The 15,832-nt window shown below is 45.0% G+C and carries 18 protein-coding genes; 17 read left to right on the top strand and 1 reads right to left on the bottom strand.

The window, feature by feature from the left end:
- The first annotated feature begins 5 nt into the window (after positions 1–5).
- The 6 genes from mnmG (at position 6) to CF394_RS03300 (ending at position 6,093) form a co-directional block, all read left to right on the top strand.
- Entirely contained in the window at positions 6–1,895 is a 1,890-nt protein-coding gene (gene mnmG, locus CF394_RS03325) for a tRNA uridine-5-carboxymethylaminomethyl(34) synthesis enzyme MnmG (RefSeq protein WP_094941856.1), read from the top strand.
- A 10-nt stretch (positions 1,896–1,905) separates the two neighbouring features.
- Complete coding sequence (gene rsmG / locus CF394_RS03320; protein ID WP_094941855.1) at positions 1,906–2,622, top strand: 16S rRNA (guanine(527)-N(7))-methyltransferase RsmG; 717 nt, start codon at positions 1,906–1,908, stop codon at positions 2,620–2,622.
- 73 nt (positions 2,623–2,695) lie between these two features.
- The gene (noc, locus tag CF394_RS03315; RefSeq protein WP_094941854.1) at positions 2,696–3,580 is read left to right on the top strand and encodes a nucleoid occlusion protein; all 885 of its coding nucleotides are present in this window, start codon (positions 2,696–2,698) and stop codon (positions 3,578–3,580) included.
- Between the two features lie 124 nt (positions 3,581–3,704).
- The gene (locus tag CF394_RS03310; RefSeq protein ID WP_094941853.1) at positions 3,705–4,466 is read left to right on the top strand and encodes a ParA family protein; all 762 of its coding nucleotides are present in this window, start codon (positions 3,705–3,707) and stop codon (positions 4,464–4,466) included.
- Positions 4,459–5,304: a ParB/RepB/Spo0J family partition protein gene (locus tag CF394_RS03305; protein ID WP_094941852.1), complete on the top strand. Its 846-nt coding sequence runs from the start codon at positions 4,459–4,461 to the stop codon at positions 5,302–5,304. The genes CF394_RS03310 and CF394_RS03305 overlap by 8 nt, the downstream gene beginning before the upstream one ends.
- Before the next feature lie 84 nt (positions 5,305–5,388).
- The gene (locus tag CF394_RS03300; RefSeq protein WP_094941851.1) at positions 5,389–6,093 is read left to right on the top strand and encodes a DUF554 domain-containing protein; all 705 of its coding nucleotides are present in this window, start codon (positions 5,389–5,391) and stop codon (positions 6,091–6,093) included.
- Here the strand turns inward: CF394_RS03300 and yyaC are convergent.
- A complete protein-coding gene (gene yyaC / locus CF394_RS03295; RefSeq protein ID WP_207761670.1) occupies positions 6,032–6,631 on the bottom strand; it encodes a spore protease YyaC in 600 nt (199 codons plus the stop codon). The genes CF394_RS03300 and yyaC overlap by 62 nt on opposite strands.
- Before the next feature lie 80 nt (positions 6,632–6,711).
- Here yyaC and CF394_RS03290 point away from each other — a divergent pair, with 80 nt between their 5' ends.
- The 11 genes from CF394_RS03290 to CF394_RS03240 all read left to right on the top strand — a co-directional run bounded on the left by CF394_RS03290 (position 6,712) and on the right by CF394_RS03240 (position 15,741).
- Positions 6,712–7,593, top strand: coding sequence for a mechanosensitive ion channel family protein (locus tag CF394_RS03290; RefSeq protein WP_094941850.1), 882 nt, complete (start codon positions 6,712–6,714; stop codon positions 7,591–7,593).
- On the top strand, positions 7,580–7,783 hold the full coding sequence (locus CF394_RS03285) for a DUF951 domain-containing protein (protein ID WP_094941849.1): 204 nt from the start codon (positions 7,580–7,582) through the stop codon (positions 7,781–7,783). The genes CF394_RS03290 and CF394_RS03285 overlap by 14 nt, the downstream gene beginning before the upstream one ends.
- Before the next feature lie 59 nt (positions 7,784–7,842).
- Complete coding sequence (gene ychF, locus CF394_RS03280) at positions 7,843–8,943, top strand: redox-regulated ATPase YchF (RefSeq protein ID WP_094941848.1); 1,101 nt, start codon at positions 7,843–7,845, stop codon at positions 8,941–8,943.
- 335 nt (positions 8,944–9,278) lie between these two features.
- Positions 9,279–9,569 carry a 30S ribosomal protein S6 gene (gene rpsF, locus CF394_RS03275; protein WP_094941847.1) on the top strand — a complete coding sequence of 97 codons (291 nt, stop codon included), beginning with the start codon at positions 9,279–9,281 and terminating at the stop codon, positions 9,567–9,569.
- 36 nt (positions 9,570–9,605) lie between these two features.
- Complete coding sequence (gene ssb, locus CF394_RS03270; protein WP_094941846.1) at positions 9,606–10,118, top strand: single-stranded DNA-binding protein; 513 nt, start codon at positions 9,606–9,608, stop codon at positions 10,116–10,118.
- Between the two features lie 51 nt (positions 10,119–10,169).
- Positions 10,170–10,406, top strand: a complete 237-nt coding sequence (gene rpsR / locus CF394_RS03265) for a 30S ribosomal protein S18 (protein ID WP_094941845.1) — start codon at positions 10,170–10,172, stop codon at positions 10,404–10,406.
- A 149-nt stretch (positions 10,407–10,555) separates the two neighbouring features.
- Positions 10,556–11,494 (top strand): YybS family protein, encoded by a 939-nt coding sequence (locus CF394_RS03260; protein WP_094941844.1) that lies wholly within the window; start codon positions 10,556–10,558, stop codon positions 11,492–11,494.
- Between the two features lie 12 nt (positions 11,495–11,506).
- Positions 11,507–13,483 carry a DHH family phosphoesterase gene (locus tag CF394_RS03255; RefSeq protein ID WP_094941843.1) on the top strand — a complete coding sequence of 659 codons (1,977 nt, stop codon included), beginning with the start codon at positions 11,507–11,509 and terminating at the stop codon, positions 13,481–13,483.
- A complete protein-coding gene (gene rplI, locus CF394_RS03250; RefSeq protein ID WP_094941842.1) occupies positions 13,480–13,926 on the top strand; it encodes a 50S ribosomal protein L9 in 447 nt (148 codons plus the stop codon). The genes CF394_RS03255 and rplI overlap by 4 nt, the downstream gene beginning before the upstream one ends.
- A gap of 12 nt (positions 13,927–13,938) precedes the next feature.
- Positions 13,939–15,297, top strand: coding sequence for a replicative DNA helicase (gene dnaB / locus CF394_RS03245; protein WP_094941841.1), 1,359 nt, complete (start codon positions 13,939–13,941; stop codon positions 15,295–15,297).
- A 69-nt stretch (positions 15,298–15,366) separates the two neighbouring features.
- Positions 15,367–15,741, top strand: a complete 375-nt coding sequence (locus tag CF394_RS03240; RefSeq protein WP_094941840.1) for a hypothetical protein — start codon at positions 15,367–15,369, stop codon at positions 15,739–15,741.
- Positions 15,742–15,832: the final 91 nt, after the last annotated feature.

Raw genomic sequence — 15,832 nt, 5'->3', positions numbered from 1 at the left:
AGACTATGCGTACATTTGAAGCAGGCACATACGATGTAATCGTCATTGGTGCTGGGCACGCCGGTGTAGAAGCAGCGCTCGCTGCAGCTAACATGGGTGCCAAAACACTCGCATTAACTATAAATTTAGATATGATCGCCTTCATGCCATGTAACCCATCTGTAGGAGGACCGGCAAAAGGAATCGTTGTCCGTGAAATCGATGCACTTGGAGGAGCTATGGGGAAAGTCATCGACCGTACCCACATCCAAATGCGTATGTTGAATACAGGGAAAGGCCCTGCTGTCCGTGCGCTACGTGCACAGGCAGATAAAGTCTTATACCAACAAGAAATGAAGCGTCTGATGGAAGAACAGCCAAATCTTTCTGTACATCAGGCTGTTGTAGAAGAGCTAATTGTAGAAGATAACGAAGTAAAAGGTGTTATCACTCAAGTAGGAGCTATCTACCACGCGAAGACAGTCGTTGTCACAACAGGCACGTTCTTACGCGGTGAAATCATTATTGGAGACCTGAAGTACTCATCAGGCCCAAACAACCAGCAGCCATCTATCAAGCTAGCTGACAACTTACGTGAACTTGGCTTTGACTTGGTGCGTTTTAAAACAGGAACACCGCCACGTGTCAATTCCAACACGATTGACTACTCAAAGACAGAAATCCAGCCAGGAGACGATGTCCCACGAGCGTTCAGCTTTGAGACAACGGAATTTATCATGAATCAACTGCCATGCTGGTTAACATATACAGGGGAGAAGACCCACCAGATCATTGAAGAAAACTTGCATTTATCTCCGATGTATTCAGGAATGATCAAAGGTACAGGTCCTCGTTACTGCCCATCTATTGAAGACAAAATCGTACGTTTCAATGACAAGCCACGTCATCAAATCTTCTTAGAGCCAGAAGGCCGCAATACAAAAGAAGTGTATGTACAGGGCTTATCTACAAGTCTTCCAGAGCACGTCCAACGCCGTCTATTAGAAAGCATCCCAGGACTTGAAAAAGCAGAGATGATGCGCGCAGGGTATGCGATTGAATACGATGCAATGGTACCAACGCAACTATGGCCGACACTTGAAACGAAAAAAATCAAGAATCTATATACAGCTGGTCAAATCAATGGAACGTCAGGGTACGAAGAAGCAGCTGGACAAGGCCTGATGGCTGGAATCAATGCAGCTCGCCGTGCAAAAGACGAAGAAGAAGTCGTTCTTAGCCGTTCAGACGCCTATATCGGTGTGTTGATTGACGATCTAGTCACAAAAGGGACGAACGAGCCTTACCGTTTGTTAACGTCTCGTGCAGAGTACCGTTTACTATTACGTCATGACAATGCCGACCTTCGTCTAACAGAACTTGCGCATCAAATTGGTCTAATCAGCGATGAGCGCCACGAGCGTTTTCTTGCGAAAAAAGATGCGATTGAAAAAGAACTCGCACGACTTCGTAGCATCATCATCAAACCAAACGAAGAGACGCAAAGCTTGATCCGTTCTATCGGAGGAAGTGAGCTTAAAGATGGAATTCGTGCATCAGACTTACTGAAACGTACTGAAATGAACTATGACTTGGTGGCACAACTGGTCCCATCTGAAGACGAATTATCTGAAGATGTGAAAGAACAGATTGAAATCCAAGTGAAATACGAAGGGTATATTGAGAAGTCACTTCAACAAGTAGACAAGCTGAAGAAGATGGAAGACAAAAAGATTCCAGAAAACATCGATTACGATGCAATCTCAGGCCTAGCTACTGAAGCGCGACAAAAACTGAAGGAAGTCTTGCCGCTATCGCTTGCTCAAGCTTCTCGTATTTCTGGAGTAAATCCAGCAGATATCTCTATCTTACTGGTGTATATCGAACAAGGACGCATCGCCAAAGTCTCAAGTTAAGGAGAACGTCATGAACGAACAACAATTTATAGAAGCTTTAAAAGAAAAGGGAATCGAGTTAACAGACCATCAAATCGAGCAGTTCAAGAAGTATTTTGAACTGCTTGTTGAATGGAATGAAAAGATGAATTTGACAGCGATCACGGAACTAGAAGATGTATACCTTAAACATTTCTACGATTCGATTTCAGCTGCATTTTATGTAGACTTTTCAAAACCGTTAACTGTTTGTGATGTCGGAGCTGGAGCAGGATTTCCTAGTCTTCCAATGAAGATCTGTTTCCCAGAAATGCGCGTCACCATCGTAGATTCATTAAACAAACGTATTCAGTTCCTGAATCATCTAAGTGACCAGTTAGGACTTGAGAACGTGTCATTCGTCCATGCACGTGCCGAAGAGTTCGGCCAAAATACAGCTTATCGAGAAAGCTTTGATGTGGTAACTGCGCGTGCTGTAGCTCGCTTGTCTGTACTATCTGAACTATGTGTACCATTAGTAAAGGTAGGAGGACGCTTCGTCGCTATGAAGGCAGCTTCAGCAGAGGATGAACTAAAGGATGCGAAGAAAGCCTTGCAAGTTTTAGGGGCTCAACTGGAAGAGGATCATGCGTTTCAATTACCTGTAGAAAACAGTGAAAGAAAACTGTATGTATTTTCTAAACAAAAAGCAACACCAAAAAAATATCCCCGAAAACCAGGGACACCCAATAAAACTCCAATTCAGTAAAATGTTCCACGTGAAACATTTAATCTTCTCGTGATTTGTGATAGATTAGTAATAGAAGGTGGTGCACGTTTAGATGAAAAGTCCTTTTTCCAGGCTCTTTGGCGGTACAGATAAAGGGAAAGATAAAGAACAGCTTCCTGAGGAGGCGGCGACAACTTCAACAGCAGTAGAAGAAGTCGTACATATTCCAATTGGGAACATCGTACCTAACAAGTATCAGCCGCGAACAGTTTTTGATGATTCAAAAATTGAAGAGCTTGCCCGCACGATTCGGACGCATGGAATTATCCAGCCGATCGTGTTAAGGGAAATCGAATCCGGTCACTATGAGATCATTGCAGGTGAACGTCGCTTCCGCGCGATGAGCATGTTAGAATGGACAGAAGTTCCTGCAATCGTTCGAAATTTATCAGATAAAGAGACTGCCTCCGTGGCGCTTATTGAGAACTTACAACGTGAAGAATTGACAGCTATTGAAGAAGCGCTCGCATACCAGCAGTTAATTGAATTACATGAATTGACGCAAGAAGCACTGGCCCAACGATTAGGGAAGGGTCAATCTACCGTTGCCAATAAGATCAGACTATTGAAGTTGCCACAACAGGTACAGGATGCGATTTTGACGAAAGAGCTATCTGAACGACATGCCCGTGCACTGATGAAAGTGAAAGATGAGCCGCTCCAGCTAGAACTCTTATCTCAAACCATCAGTGAACAACTGAGCGTTAAGCAACTTGAGGAACGCATCGCAGCACTGAAGGAAAAGGCAGTAGAGCCGAATAAAAAGACACCACCGAAGCAACGACGCAAGATGGTTAATAAAGATGTCCGCATCGCTCTCAATACCTTAAAACAGTCGCTGACGATGATTTCAAAAAGTGGGATTGATTTTGAAACACAAGAAGAAGATCAAGATGACTATTACCAAGTAGTTATCAAAATCCCTAAGCGAAAATAACCTATTTCAGCATCTTTGCCCAGCGTGCAAAGGTGCTTTTTTTGTGAATGTTACGCACATGTAATACTAAAATTGAAAAAATTTGATAGAATAAGAGATATGAGCTTAGAAAGAAGGTGCAAGAGTGGGAAGAATCATCGCCATCGCCAACCAAAAAGGCGGAGTGGGTAAGACGACCACGTCCGTGAACCTCAGTGCCTGCCTTGCATATTTGGGCAAGAAGGTACTACTTGTTGATATTGACCCTCAGGGCAATGCATCGAGTGGGGTAGGCGTGAACAAAGGGGAAATCGATCAGTGCATCTATGATGTGTTAATCGATGATGTACCTGTAAAAGATATTATTGTAGAGACCAAAGTAGAGAACCTACATATTGTACCTGCGACGATTTCATTAGCAGGAGCAGAAATTGAACTTGTCTCGACCATTTCACGTGAAGTCCGGTTGAAACGCTCTTTAGAGGAAGTCAGTCCATATTATGACTACGTCATTATTGATTGTCCACCATCATTAGGTCTCCTAACGATCAACTCCCTCACAGCTTCGGATGCCATCATCATTCCGGTACAATGTGAATTTTATGCATTAGAGGGACTGAGTCAATTGCTCAGTACTATTCGACTTGTACAAAAACATTTAAATAAGAACCTTACGATTGACGGTGTATTGTTGACGATGTTTGATGCACGGACCAATCTTGGAATTCAGGTCATTGAAGAAGTAAAGAAATACTTCCAAGACAAAGTGTACAAAACGATTATTCCTCGGAATGTCCGTTTGTCAGAAGCACCAAGTCATGGGGAACCTATTATTATTTATGATCCAAAATCACGGGGTGCTGAAGTGTACCTGGAACTTGCGAAGGAAGTGATTAAGCATGGCTAAAGGTTTAGGTAAAGGAATCAATGCTCTATTTCCGGGAGAAGACCGCAACACAGAAGAACGTGTGGAACAGATCGAGTTAAAGCTAATCAAGCCCAACCCTTATCAACCACGAAAAATCTTTGATCAGCAGGCACTAGAGGAATTGAGTGCTTCTATTAAAGAACATGGTGTGTTGCAGCCTATTATGCTTCGTAAGAAAGGCAGTAAGTATGAAATCGTTGTGGGAGAACGTCGTTTCCGGGCTTCTCAGCTAGCAGGATTAAACGAGATTCCAGCAGTTGTCCGTAACTTAGACGACCGTGAAATGATGGAACTGGCTATTCTAGAGAACTTACAGCGTGAAGATCTAACGGCTATTGAAGAAGCAGAAGCTTATCAAAAACTGATGGATACACTCGACCTCACACAAGAACAACTCGCTTTTCGTTTAGGGAAGAGTCGCCCACACATTGCTAACCATTTGCGTCTTCTAGTTCTACCGGAAGAAGCGAAGAAAGCAATTTCATCTGGAGTCATTACGATGGGGCATGGCAAGGCTCTTTTAGGACTAAAGAAAAAGAAGAACATCCCATTGATTCTAGAGAAAACAACAAAAGAGCAACTCAACGTTCGCCAGTTAGAAGCATTGGTTCAACGGTTAAACGAAAATGTTCCACGTGAAACAATTCAAAAAGATAAAAAAGATATTTTTACTATCGAGAAGGAATCTGAATTGCGTGAACGCTTTGGTACAGGTGTCAAAATCAATCATTCTAAAGATCAAGACAAAGGGAAGATTGAAATCGACTTCTATTCTAAAGATGACTTGGAGCGAATTTTAGAACTATTAGAGAAGTAAGCACGGACCTATTTCCGCACTAAGGAAATAGGTTTCCTTTTTATATAGAAGCAGCGAACTGAATAAGAAAAGTAGGGATGAAGTATGGTGTTGTGGGGAACACTGGTCAATGCGCTACTCATTGTAGTCGGTGCAATTGCCGGTAGATTGCTAAAAGGGATACCTGATCGGATGAAAGAAACCGTTATGTATGCCATCGCGCTCGCCGTAGCCGTTATGGGGATTCAAATGTCTTTCGAGAGTACCAACTTTATTATTGTTATCATCAGTCTCGTAATCGGTGCTGTTCTCGGTGAGTGGTGGGACTTAGACAAACAGCTCAATCGTCTTGGACAATGGTTGGAGAAAAAGATGAGTAAGGGTGGGCAAGAAGGAGTTATTGCACAGGGGTTCGTGACGGCAACCTTAATCTTCGTCATTGGAGCGATGGGTGTCCTAGGAGCACTGAACAGTGGACTTCGTAATGATCACGAGCTATTAATCAGTAAAGGAATCATTGATGGGTTTACGTCAATTTTGTTATCCGCAACGTTAGGTATTGGCGTTCTTCTGTCTGCTATACCGGTCGCCTTGTACCAGGGGAGCATTGCTCTCTTTGCTACTCAAATCACTCGACTGGTCCCCGATGAGGCCATGACACTGTTTTTAAGTGAAATGACCGCTACGGGGGGTATCATGATCTTAGCTATCGGTTTGAACCTGATAGGCATCACCAAAGTACGGGTAGCTAATTTGCTGCCAAGTCTGTTGGTTGTGGCACTCTATGTTGCTGTGACATTTGGCTTTTAGCTAAGTAGCGGTGCCAAGCAAGGAATAAAGAATTGGCAATGATTCGGGCAAGGTCATGAGTGATATGGAGTCGTGTAGTCTGTAACGTCTCGACACCTTCAGCATGGACATGATTGACAACGGCTTTAATGGAATACGTTCCTACGGGAGGAAGCGCCTTGTGTACGGCTTTTCCTGGCCAAAGTGGTCCGTTTTCCAGTAAAATATCCCCGATGGCTCGCAAGTTACCTAGACAGGCATCAATAGCCACAGTTGGTGCGGTTGCATCGTCTTGCTTTAAATTTTCAAGCGTATCCGCTAAATTAAGGGCATGGACGGGTTGTTCCAATGAACCGACAATCCGAAATGGAAAGCTTTTATATAAGGATAGAAACGATCCAGTCAATGGCCCAAGCGCATCACCTGTAGATCGGTCGGTACCAATGCAAATGAATGTGAGTCTAGGATCTTCAAAGGGCAGTGTTTCAAGAAATGCTGTGCTGAGTTGCCAAATAACATTGGATTGTTCGAAATGGATTGAATAAGGAGTAGGATTCATAGAATATCCGCCTTTCCAGCTGTAGTTCTATCAGTTTATGTAGAACTCACTAACTTTATTCACAAAAAAGGAGGTTCTCTATGAGTGTCGAGAGAATGTGGGAACGTACATTAGAATTTATTATGAATGAAGCGTTATGGATTTCAATCGGAACAGCACTTTTAAAAATCTTATTGATTTTAGTGCTCATGGCGATTGTAGTGAAAATTGGGAAGTCTACGATTGAACGTGTGATGATTCTTCGGTCTAAGACACCGATTGGATATACTGAACGCAGACAAAATACGTTGATTAAGCTGTTGCAAAACGGGTTAACATATATTGTTTATTTCGCCGGTATCCTTGCTATCTTGTCAACAGTCAACATCAATGTAGCCGGTCTTCTTGCAGGAGCTGGGATTGCCGGTCTCGCTATCGGTTTTGGAGCACAGAGTTTAGTGAAAGATATCATCACAGGCTTCTTTATTATTTTTGAAGACCAGTTTGCGGTTGGAGATACTGTGATGATCAATCAGTCAAACGGAACCGTACAAGAAATTGGGTTACGGACGACGAAAATCAAGACTTACACAGGAGAACTTCATATCATTCCAAACGGAAATATCTCAGAAGTAATCAACTATTCTATTTTTAACTCATTGATTATGGTAGATGTCTCAGTTGCTTATGAATCAGATGTAGATGAAGTAGAACGTTTAATAAATGAATTTTTAGACACTACATTAGAAAAGTACCCAGAACTTGTCGCTCGTCCGGATTTATTAGGAGTTCAAGCCTTAGGTGCTTCTGACGTGGTTATGAGAATTTCTGCAGAGACATTACCGATGAATCACTTTAAGGTAGGACGTATGCTGCGTCGGGACATCAAACGCTTCTTAGATGAGCACAATATCGAGATCCCGTATCAGAAGATGGTAGTGTTCGAACAAAAAGGAGGAGGCAAGGCGAATGCAGGCCAATAAAGAATTTCATTTAAATGATGTGGTCGAAATGAAGAAACAGCATCCGTGTGGAACCAATGCCTGGAAAGTCATCCGCGTAGGTGCCGACATTCGCATTAAGTGTGAAGGGTGTGGACATAGCGTCATGATTCCCCGCCGTGAATTTGAGAAGAAAATGAAGAAGGTCCTCGTCCATCACGAGGAACAATAGACAGGGGGCGTGATGCCCTTTATAATTAATAGGTTGAAACAAGAAAGGTAGGAGAACCCATGGCTTTAACAGCTGGTATTGTTGGTTTACCGAACGTAGGAAAATCGACGTTATTCAATGCAATTACAAAAGCAGGGGCACTAGCAGCAAACTATCCGTTCGCAACGATTGATCCGAACGTAGGAATTGTTGAAGTACCTGATGCTCGTTTAGATAAATTAACAGAGATGGTTGAACCAAAAAAGACAGTTCCGACTGCATTTGAGTTTACAGATATCGCAGGTATCGTAGAAGGTGCTTCTAAAGGAGAAGGTCTTGGAAATAAATTCCTTTCTCATATTCGTGAAGTGGATGCGATTTGTCAGGTTGTTCGTTGTTTCGTGGATGAGAACGTCACTCACGTTGCAGGAAAAGTCGATCCCATCTCAGATATTGAAGTCATCAACTTAGAATTGATCTTGGCTGACCTAGAGAGTGTTGACAAGCGCTTGCAACGTGTTGGGAAGATGGCAAAACAAAAAGACAAAGAGGCTATGGTAGAACAACCAGTCCTTGAGAAATTGAAAGAAGCATTTGAAGCGGGTCAGTCGGCTCGTTCCTTGGATCTTTCAGACGACGAGAAGAAGGTCATCAAAGGTCTTCACTTATTGACGATCAAACCGATGCTTTATGTAGCTAACGTTTCTGAAGACGATATCATGGACGGCGGCTCAAATGAGTACGTAGAAAAAGTTCGTGAGTTTGCAGCAGCTGAAGGTGCAGAAGTTATTGTGATCTGCGCGAAGATCGAAGAAGAGATGGCAGCTCTTGAAGACGATGAGAAAGCGATGTTCTTAGAAGAGCTAGGCATCGAAGAATCCGGTCTTGACCAAATGATCAAAGCTTCTTATAGCTTACTTGGTCTAGCGACTTACTTTACAGCAGGCGTTCAAGAAGTACGTGCATGGACATTCCGCAAAGGGATGAAAGCTCCACAATGTGCCGGTGTCATCCACTCAGATTTCGAACGTGGCTTCATTCGTGCTGAAACGGTTGCTTATGACGACTTAGTGGAAGCAGGATCAATGCCTGCAGCTAAGGAAGCAGGCAAGGTTCGTTCTGAAGGGAAAGAGTATGTCGTGCAAGACGGCGACGTTATGTTGTTCCGTTTTAACGTATAATCCTACAAAGAGTTTCTGAGACCTTGTGTCCCAGAGGCTCTTTTTTTGATGAAAGGCAGAAGCTATTCCACAGAAGCACTTTTTCCTAGGGAGCGTCCAGGAGCCTCCTCGTCGTACCCAAAGCTGCGCTTTACTCCTGCGGGGTCTCCTGGATCACTCTGATTCCTCAGGAAAAAGCACTTCTGTTCCATAGCTTCCTACCTGCTGCTACAACCTTCAATTATCAATTGCATTCCACTTGCCAATATGATACAATTCATTGATGTGAGTAATACAATTACTTACTCCTTGCCGGCCTCAAAACCGGCCAAAGACCATAGGGAGGTGCAGAATAGATGAGACAGTACGAATTAATGTACATTATCCAGCCAGCAATCGAAGATGAGGCGAAGAAAGCTCTAGTTGAGCGTTTCAACGAAATCCTTACTTCTAACGGCGCTGAGATCATCGAATCAAAAGAGTGGGGCAAACGCCGCTTAGCTTATGAAATCAACGACTTGCGTGAAGGTTTCTACCAAATCGTTAAAGTAAATGCAGATTCTAAAGCAATCGATGAGTATACACGTCTTGCTAACATCAATGAAGACATTATCCGTCACATTGCTGTTCGCGTTGACGAGAAATAAGAATTCAACGATCGCTGACGAGGGAGGTTTGTAAGCATGATTAACCGAGTTGTATTAGTAGGCAGACTGACGAAAGATCCGGAGCTGCGTTACACACCGAATGGCGTAGCAGTAGCACGATTTACTCTTGCAGTGAACCGTACTTTCTCTAGCCAATCAGGAGAACGTGAAGCAGATTTCATTAACTGTGTTGTTTGGCGCAAACAAGCTGAAAACACGGCAAACTTCCTGAAAAAAGGAAGCCTTGCAGGTGTAGAAGGCCGTATTCAAACAGGAAGCTATGAAGGACAAGACGGCAAGCGCGTCTATACGACAGAGGTTGTTGCAGATAGCGTGCAGTTCTTAGAACCGCGCAATGCATCTGGTGGTGGCGATCGCGGCCAAGCGGCTCCTTACGGAAACGCACCGCAATCGAATAACTACAACAACAATTCCAATCAGTATGGTTCAAACCAACCATCGAATCAGCAAAATTATACCCGTATGGATGATGACCCATTTGCAAGCAGCGGGCCAATCGAAGTTTCTGACGACGATCTACCGTTCTAAAAATGCGCATCTCGTGCGGTTTACTTGATAACGAAAAAGGAGGCAACCAATATGGCACCACGTCGCGGAGGCAAACGACGCCGTAAAGTTTGTTACTTCACTAGCAACAACATCACTCACATCGATTACAAAGATGTAGATTTGTTGAAAAAATTCGTGTCTGAGCGTGGAAAAATTCTTCCACGTCGTGTGACAGGAACTAGCGCGAAGTACCAACGCAAACTTACACGTGCGATCAAAGTATCTCGTATCATGGCTTTGTTACCATTCACAGCTGAAGAGAGATAAGATCATACATTTAGGGACACACAGAAGATTTCTTCTGTGTGTCTTTTTTGCATCCAGCAACCAAGACGGATTGTTCCTAGAGTGTTCAAAGCGTTTCCTGCTTCAGTATGATAAAATAATAGGGATATCTTGAAAGAAGGAAGGTTCCTATGCAACAAGAAAAATCAATATGGCTTCATGGTTTGAGCACATTTGCTATCACTAGCTTATTGCTCCTCATTGCCGTGTATCTGCCTATACTTTCGCTAGTGGGCCTCTTACTGGCAGTCGTTCCGATTGCCTGGTTCCGCGCCAAGTATTCACGAAGCAATGCTCTTTTTGTAGCCATTTTAGCGCTACTTGCATCTATTTTGTTAGGAGGCTACTTAGGGTTACTTGTAGCACTCGTCACATTACCGGTTGGTTTTCTAATCGGAGACGGCTTGTCCCGTCGCCAGTCCAAAGTTTATATTTTAATCTCTACGGCCATTACTTTAATGATCACCTCGCTGCTTCAGGTCGTGATTGCCAAGTGGTTATACGGCATCAACTTGATTGAGCAAATGATGGAAGAAATTCGTCAGAGCTATGTGCGAGTAGGAGACGTCATGGAAAGCGTCGACCAGCAGCCGAACAATTTTAATGAAATCGTCAATACGAGCTTAGAAGCCTTTTCGCTCGCCTTGCCGGGCTATTTTATTGCCGCAATGTTCCTCTTAGCATGGGCTTATGTAGCGGTTGCGCTACCACTTGTACGCAAGCTGAAAGTACCGGTGCCACGCTTTACAGCATTCCGTCATTTTCACTTGCCGCGAGTAGTGATATGGTATTATTTAATCGTATCGCTTCTGTCTATACTAGGAACATTTGAAGCGGGTTCGTTCGGAGACATGATTGTCATCAATGCTGTATTTGTCTTCCGCGCTATGCTGTTTTTACAAGGGGTTTCCTTAATTCACTTTTATTTTCACCATCAAGGATGGCCGAAGTGGGGAGCCATCGCTACAACCATCGTGGCGCTGCCGTTCTATTCACTCGTCGTCATTCTCGGTGTCATTGACTTAGGGTTCCGTTTGCGAGCATTTATTGCCGCCAGTCCAAAAAAGTAAGGAGTTGATAGCATGGCCACCTTTTTCCGAAAACGACCGATGCGCTACAGTATCATTTTGTTTGCGGTCCTAGGCGTTGTCGCGACGATTATTCTCGTGTCGCAGTCGATTTGGATCGGCGTGCTTTTCGGACTCCTCGTAGCTGTCATCACAGGCTATGCATGGGCTACGGAAAACCGCGTCTACCAAGAGACCGAAAAACATATAGAAACGATGTCATACCGGCTAAAGAAAGTAGGGGAAGAAGCACTCCTCGAGATGCCGATTGGGATTGTCTTATTGAATGACCAACAAATCATTGAATGGGCCAACCCGTACATGACCAAACAAATGCCACAAGAGAGTCTGATTGGTATGGACGTTCACGAACTGTCTGACCAGATTCCACAGGTACTGAATTCAGAAGAAATCAATGACATGACGATTGAAATGGGAGACAGCAACTACAAAGTCTTCTATAAGCCAGAAGAGAAGCTCTTGTACTTTTTCGATGTCACAGAACAAGTGGAAATCGAGACGCTCTACTACGGCGACCGCACAGTCATTGGAATCTTGTTTATCGATAACTACGATGAAATTACACAAGGAATGGACGATCAGGTACGAGGGCAGCTGAACAGCTTGATCACCTCGACCGTCAATCACTGGGGTGCCGAGTACGGAATCTTTGTGAAACGTATTGCATCCGACCGCTTCATTGCGGTTTTGAATGAATCCATTTTACTTACTCTTGAAAAGACGAAGTTTAGCATTTTGGATGAAATCCGTGATGTCACGGCTACATTCGGTCACGGTGTTACGCTTAGTGCCGGAGTCGGGACGTCGTCTACGTCGCTTGTAGAGCTTGGAGAGCTGGCTCAGTCCAGTCTAGACCTCGTTTTAGGACGAGGAGGGGACCAAGTCGCTATCAAGCAAGCTGACGGTAAGGTGAAGTTCTACGGAGGCAAAACAAATCCTGTAGAGAAACGGACGCGTGTCCGTGCTCGCGTTATCTCGCACGCCTTACGTGACTTGATCCAAGACAGCGACCAAGTGCTCGTCATGGGCCACCGCTTACCGGATATGGATTCCATAGGTGCCGCAGTCGGAGTCCGCAAGATGGCGGAGATGAACAAAGTCGACGGCTTTGTAGTCGTCGACTTCCAAGAGCTCGACAAGAGCGTGTTGCGCTTGATGCACGAGATCAAACAGAACGAATCGTTGTACTCGCGTTTCATCACACCGGAAGAAGCGTTGAACCGTATGACGGACAAAACGTTACTCGTCGTCGTGGATACCCATAAGCCGAGTCTGGTCATCGATGACCGTTTGCTCCAGCGTGCAGAAAAGGTCGTCGTCATCGACCACCATCGTCGCGGAGAAGAGTTTATTGATAATACATTACTCGTGTATCTCGAGCCGTATGCGTCATCTACAGCTGAGCTCGTGACCGAACTGATTGAATACCAACCGAAGCACGACAAGCTCACGATGCTCGAAGCGACGTCGATGCTTGCCGGCATTACAGTAGACACGAAGAGCTTTACTCTTCGCACCGGAGCCCGGACGTTTGATGCGGCTTCGTATCTTCGTACAAACGGGGCCGACACGGTCCTCGTTCAGAGCTTATTGAAAGAAGATCTGGATACGTATATAGAACGAGCGAAGATCATCCAATCTGTTGAGTTCTACCATGAAGGCATTGCCATCGCGCATGCCCCTGAAGACGCTGTCTACAACCAGATCTTACTGGCACAGACAGCCGATATTTTACTCACGATGAACAACGTACGCGCTTCCTTCGTCATCGGACGCCGTGATGAATCCAAAGTGGGCATCAGTGCTCGTTCTCTTGGAGACGTCAACGTCCAGCTGGTGATGGAAGCCTTAGGAGGCGGCGGTCACTTGACCAACGCGGCCACACTGCTTGAGAACGTATCTGTAGCAGAGGCGATCGAGCAAGTGAAACAAAGTATTGACCAAGCAACGCAAGGAGGAACTGACCAATGAAAGTCGTATTTTTAAAAGATGTTAAAGGTAAAGGAAAAAAAGGCGAAATCAAAAACGTAGCAGATGGCTATGCACATAACTTCTTGATTAAGAACGGGTATGCAGTAGAAGCAACGGCTTCTGCGCTTTCTGCAGTAGAAGGGCAAAAGAAACTGACAGAAAAACAAGCGGCTCAAGAGCTTGCAGATGCGAAAGCACTGAAAGAGAAATTAGAGGCTGTGACGGTAGAGTTGAAAGCCAAGTCAGGAGCTGACGGCCGTCTATTCGGTTCTGTCACAACGAAACAAGTCGCAACAGCGCTTGAAAAAGTACATGGCATGAAGATCGACAAACGCAAGATGGAGCTAGACGATGCCATCCGCACACTAGGCTACACGAATGTACCGGTGAAATTGCACCACGACGTGACTGCAACACTTAAAGTACACGTAACGGAAGAGTAAGGAGCGAACAAGATGAGCGAGCCGTTCATGGACAGAGTACCCCCTCATAATCACGAAGCTGAACAATCGGTGATCGGCGCCATCTTTTTAGAGCCCCAAGCGCTGATCACAGCGGCCGAAGTCCTCGTTCCTGAGGATTTCTACCGTACAGCCCATCAGCGGATCTTCCACACAATGATCCGTCTCAGTGACCAAGGAAAGGCGATTGACGTCGTCACGGTCACGGAAGAGCTGTCTGCGAAGAAGGAATTAGAAGACGTCGGAGGCATCGCGTATTTGAGTGAGCTTGCCAACGCAGTTCCTACTGCAGCCAATATCGTCTACTATGCCCGCATCGTAGAAGAGAAGGCGCTGTTGCGTCGACTGATTCGCGTAGCTACGAGCATCGTAGAAGACGGCTTCACACGTGAAGATGAAGTGGCAGCGGTGCTGTCCGAAGCAGAGAAGAAAATGATGGACGTCTCCAGCCGAAAGAACGCTGGAGACTTTAAAAATATTAAAGATGTTTTAGTCGAGACATATGACAACATCGAGCAGCTGCATTCGCGTAAAGGGGACATCACGGGAGTTCCAACAGGATTCCGGGACCTCGACCGCATCACAGCGGGATTCCAGCGCAACGATTTGATCATTGTAGCTGCCCGACCTTCTGTAGGTAAGACCGCCTTCGCATTGAACGTTGCACAGAACGTTGCTACGAAGACCGACGAGAACGTGGCCATCTTTAGTCTAGAGATGGGTGCGGAGCAGCTGGTCATGCGTATGCTGTGTGCGGAAGGCAATATCGATGCCCAGGTGCTTCGTACCGGTGCCCTCACAAACGAGGACTGGAAGAAGCTGACGATGGCGATGGGAAGCCTGTCAAACGCAGGGATTTTCATCGATGACACACCAGGTATCCGAGTGACGGAGATTCGTGCAAAGTGTCGTCGTCTGAAGCAGGAGTACGGTCTTGGTATGATCTTGATCGATTACTTGCAGCTCATCCAAGGGTCTGGAGGAAAAGGAGAGAACCGTCAGCAAGAAGTTTCGGAAATCTCCCGTTCTTTGAAAGCTCTGGCCCGTGAACTGCAAGTGCCGGTCATTGCCTTGTCTCAGCTCTCTCGTGGAGTAGAGCAACGTCAAGACAAGCGCCCGATGATGTCCGATTTACGTGAATCGGGATCGATTGAGCAAGATGCCGATATCGTGTCGTTCCTGTACCGGGAAGACTACTATGACAAAGAGACAGAGAATCAGAATATGATTGAGATCATCATTGCGAAGCAGCGAAATGGCCCAACAGGTACGGTGACGCTCGCGTTCGTGAAAGAGTTCAACAAGTTCGTTAATATTGACTGGAGCCAGCATTCGGCTCCGCCCGCCTCCTAACAGGGAGGCTTTTTTTGTAACTTTTTAGTACATCAGCCGTATGACAGGTAACAAAAAGGAGTGAATGCAATGAAAGGATTGGCAGGTTGTCTTATTACCGTCGTCGTCGTGATCATTTTAGGTATCATTGGAATCTTTGCATTTTTTACTATCTCACCTCAGGAAGGAATCGAAGAAGGCTATCTCTCCAGCGTCATTAGCACCTCGCCAGATGGCAAATGGCTAATTGAAGTGAGAGAACCTGGCGGTGGTGAGCCGTTTAAGGTGTACTACGGACCCATTAACGAGGAAGTAGAGACTATGAGCATGATCTACCTTCCTGTTGAAGAGTATGGTACTCCATCAGCAGACGTGGAATGGAAAGAAGACAATGTAGCGGATATTATCATTCTAGATGGAGACCAGGAGACAAGACGAGTCACCCTTACAGTGGGAGAAGAATAGTACCAAATCCGGCATAAAAATGAGAATTCAATGAAGAATAAGTATCTAAACACGAACATTAGATATCCGAAATATTAAGATGTTCGCTTTT

Source organism: Tetzosporium hominis (genome assembly GCF_002265435.1).
Taxonomy (GTDB): Bacteria; Bacillota; Bacilli; order Bacillales_A; family Planococcaceae; genus Chryseomicrobium; species Chryseomicrobium hominis.
Note: the sequence above shows the minus strand (reverse complement) of the source record. Positions and strands in the feature narration are given on the sequence as shown.

Excerpts from the sequence above, each read along its gene's own strand:
- mnmG (WP_094941856.1), top strand. The coding sequence starts at position 6 with ATGCGTACATTTGAAGCAGGCACATACGATGTAATCGTCATTGGTGCT.
- rsmG (WP_094941855.1), top strand. The coding sequence starts at position 1,906 with ATGAACGAACAACAATTTATAGAAGCTTTAAAAGAAAAGGGAATCGAG.
- noc (WP_094941854.1), top strand. The coding sequence starts at position 2,696 with ATGAAAAGTCCTTTTTCCAGGCTCTTTGGCGGTACAGATAAAGGGAAA.
- CF394_RS03305 (WP_094941852.1), top strand. The coding sequence starts at position 4,459 with ATGGCTAAAGGTTTAGGTAAAGGAATCAATGCTCTATTTCCGGGAGAA.
- CF394_RS03300 (WP_094941851.1), top strand. The coding sequence starts at position 5,389 with ATGGTGTTGTGGGGAACACTGGTCAATGCGCTACTCATTGTAGTCGGT.
- yyaC (WP_207761670.1), bottom strand. The coding sequence starts at position 6,631 with ATGAATCCTACTCCTTATTCAATCCATTTCGAACAATCCAATGTTATT.
- CF394_RS03290 (WP_094941850.1), top strand. The coding sequence starts at position 6,712 with ATGAGTGTCGAGAGAATGTGGGAACGTACATTAGAATTTATTATGAAT.
- CF394_RS03285 (WP_094941849.1), top strand. The coding sequence starts at position 7,580 with ATGCAGGCCAATAAAGAATTTCATTTAAATGATGTGGTCGAAATGAAG.
- ychF (WP_094941848.1), top strand. The coding sequence starts at position 7,843 with ATGGCTTTAACAGCTGGTATTGTTGGTTTACCGAACGTAGGAAAATCG.
- rpsF (WP_094941847.1), top strand. The coding sequence starts at position 9,279 with ATGAGACAGTACGAATTAATGTACATTATCCAGCCAGCAATCGAAGAT.
- ssb (WP_094941846.1), top strand. The coding sequence starts at position 9,606 with ATGATTAACCGAGTTGTATTAGTAGGCAGACTGACGAAAGATCCGGAG.
- rpsR (WP_094941845.1), top strand. The coding sequence starts at position 10,170 with ATGGCACCACGTCGCGGAGGCAAACGACGCCGTAAAGTTTGTTACTTC.
- CF394_RS03260 (WP_094941844.1), top strand. The coding sequence starts at position 10,556 with ATGCAACAAGAAAAATCAATATGGCTTCATGGTTTGAGCACATTTGCT.
- CF394_RS03255 (WP_094941843.1), top strand. The coding sequence starts at position 11,507 with ATGGCCACCTTTTTCCGAAAACGACCGATGCGCTACAGTATCATTTTG.
- rplI (WP_094941842.1), top strand. The coding sequence starts at position 13,480 with ATGAAAGTCGTATTTTTAAAAGATGTTAAAGGTAAAGGAAAAAAAGGC.
- dnaB (WP_094941841.1), top strand. The coding sequence starts at position 13,939 with ATGAGCGAGCCGTTCATGGACAGAGTACCCCCTCATAATCACGAAGCT.
- CF394_RS03240 (WP_094941840.1), top strand. The coding sequence starts at position 15,367 with ATGAAAGGATTGGCAGGTTGTCTTATTACCGTCGTCGTCGTGATCATT.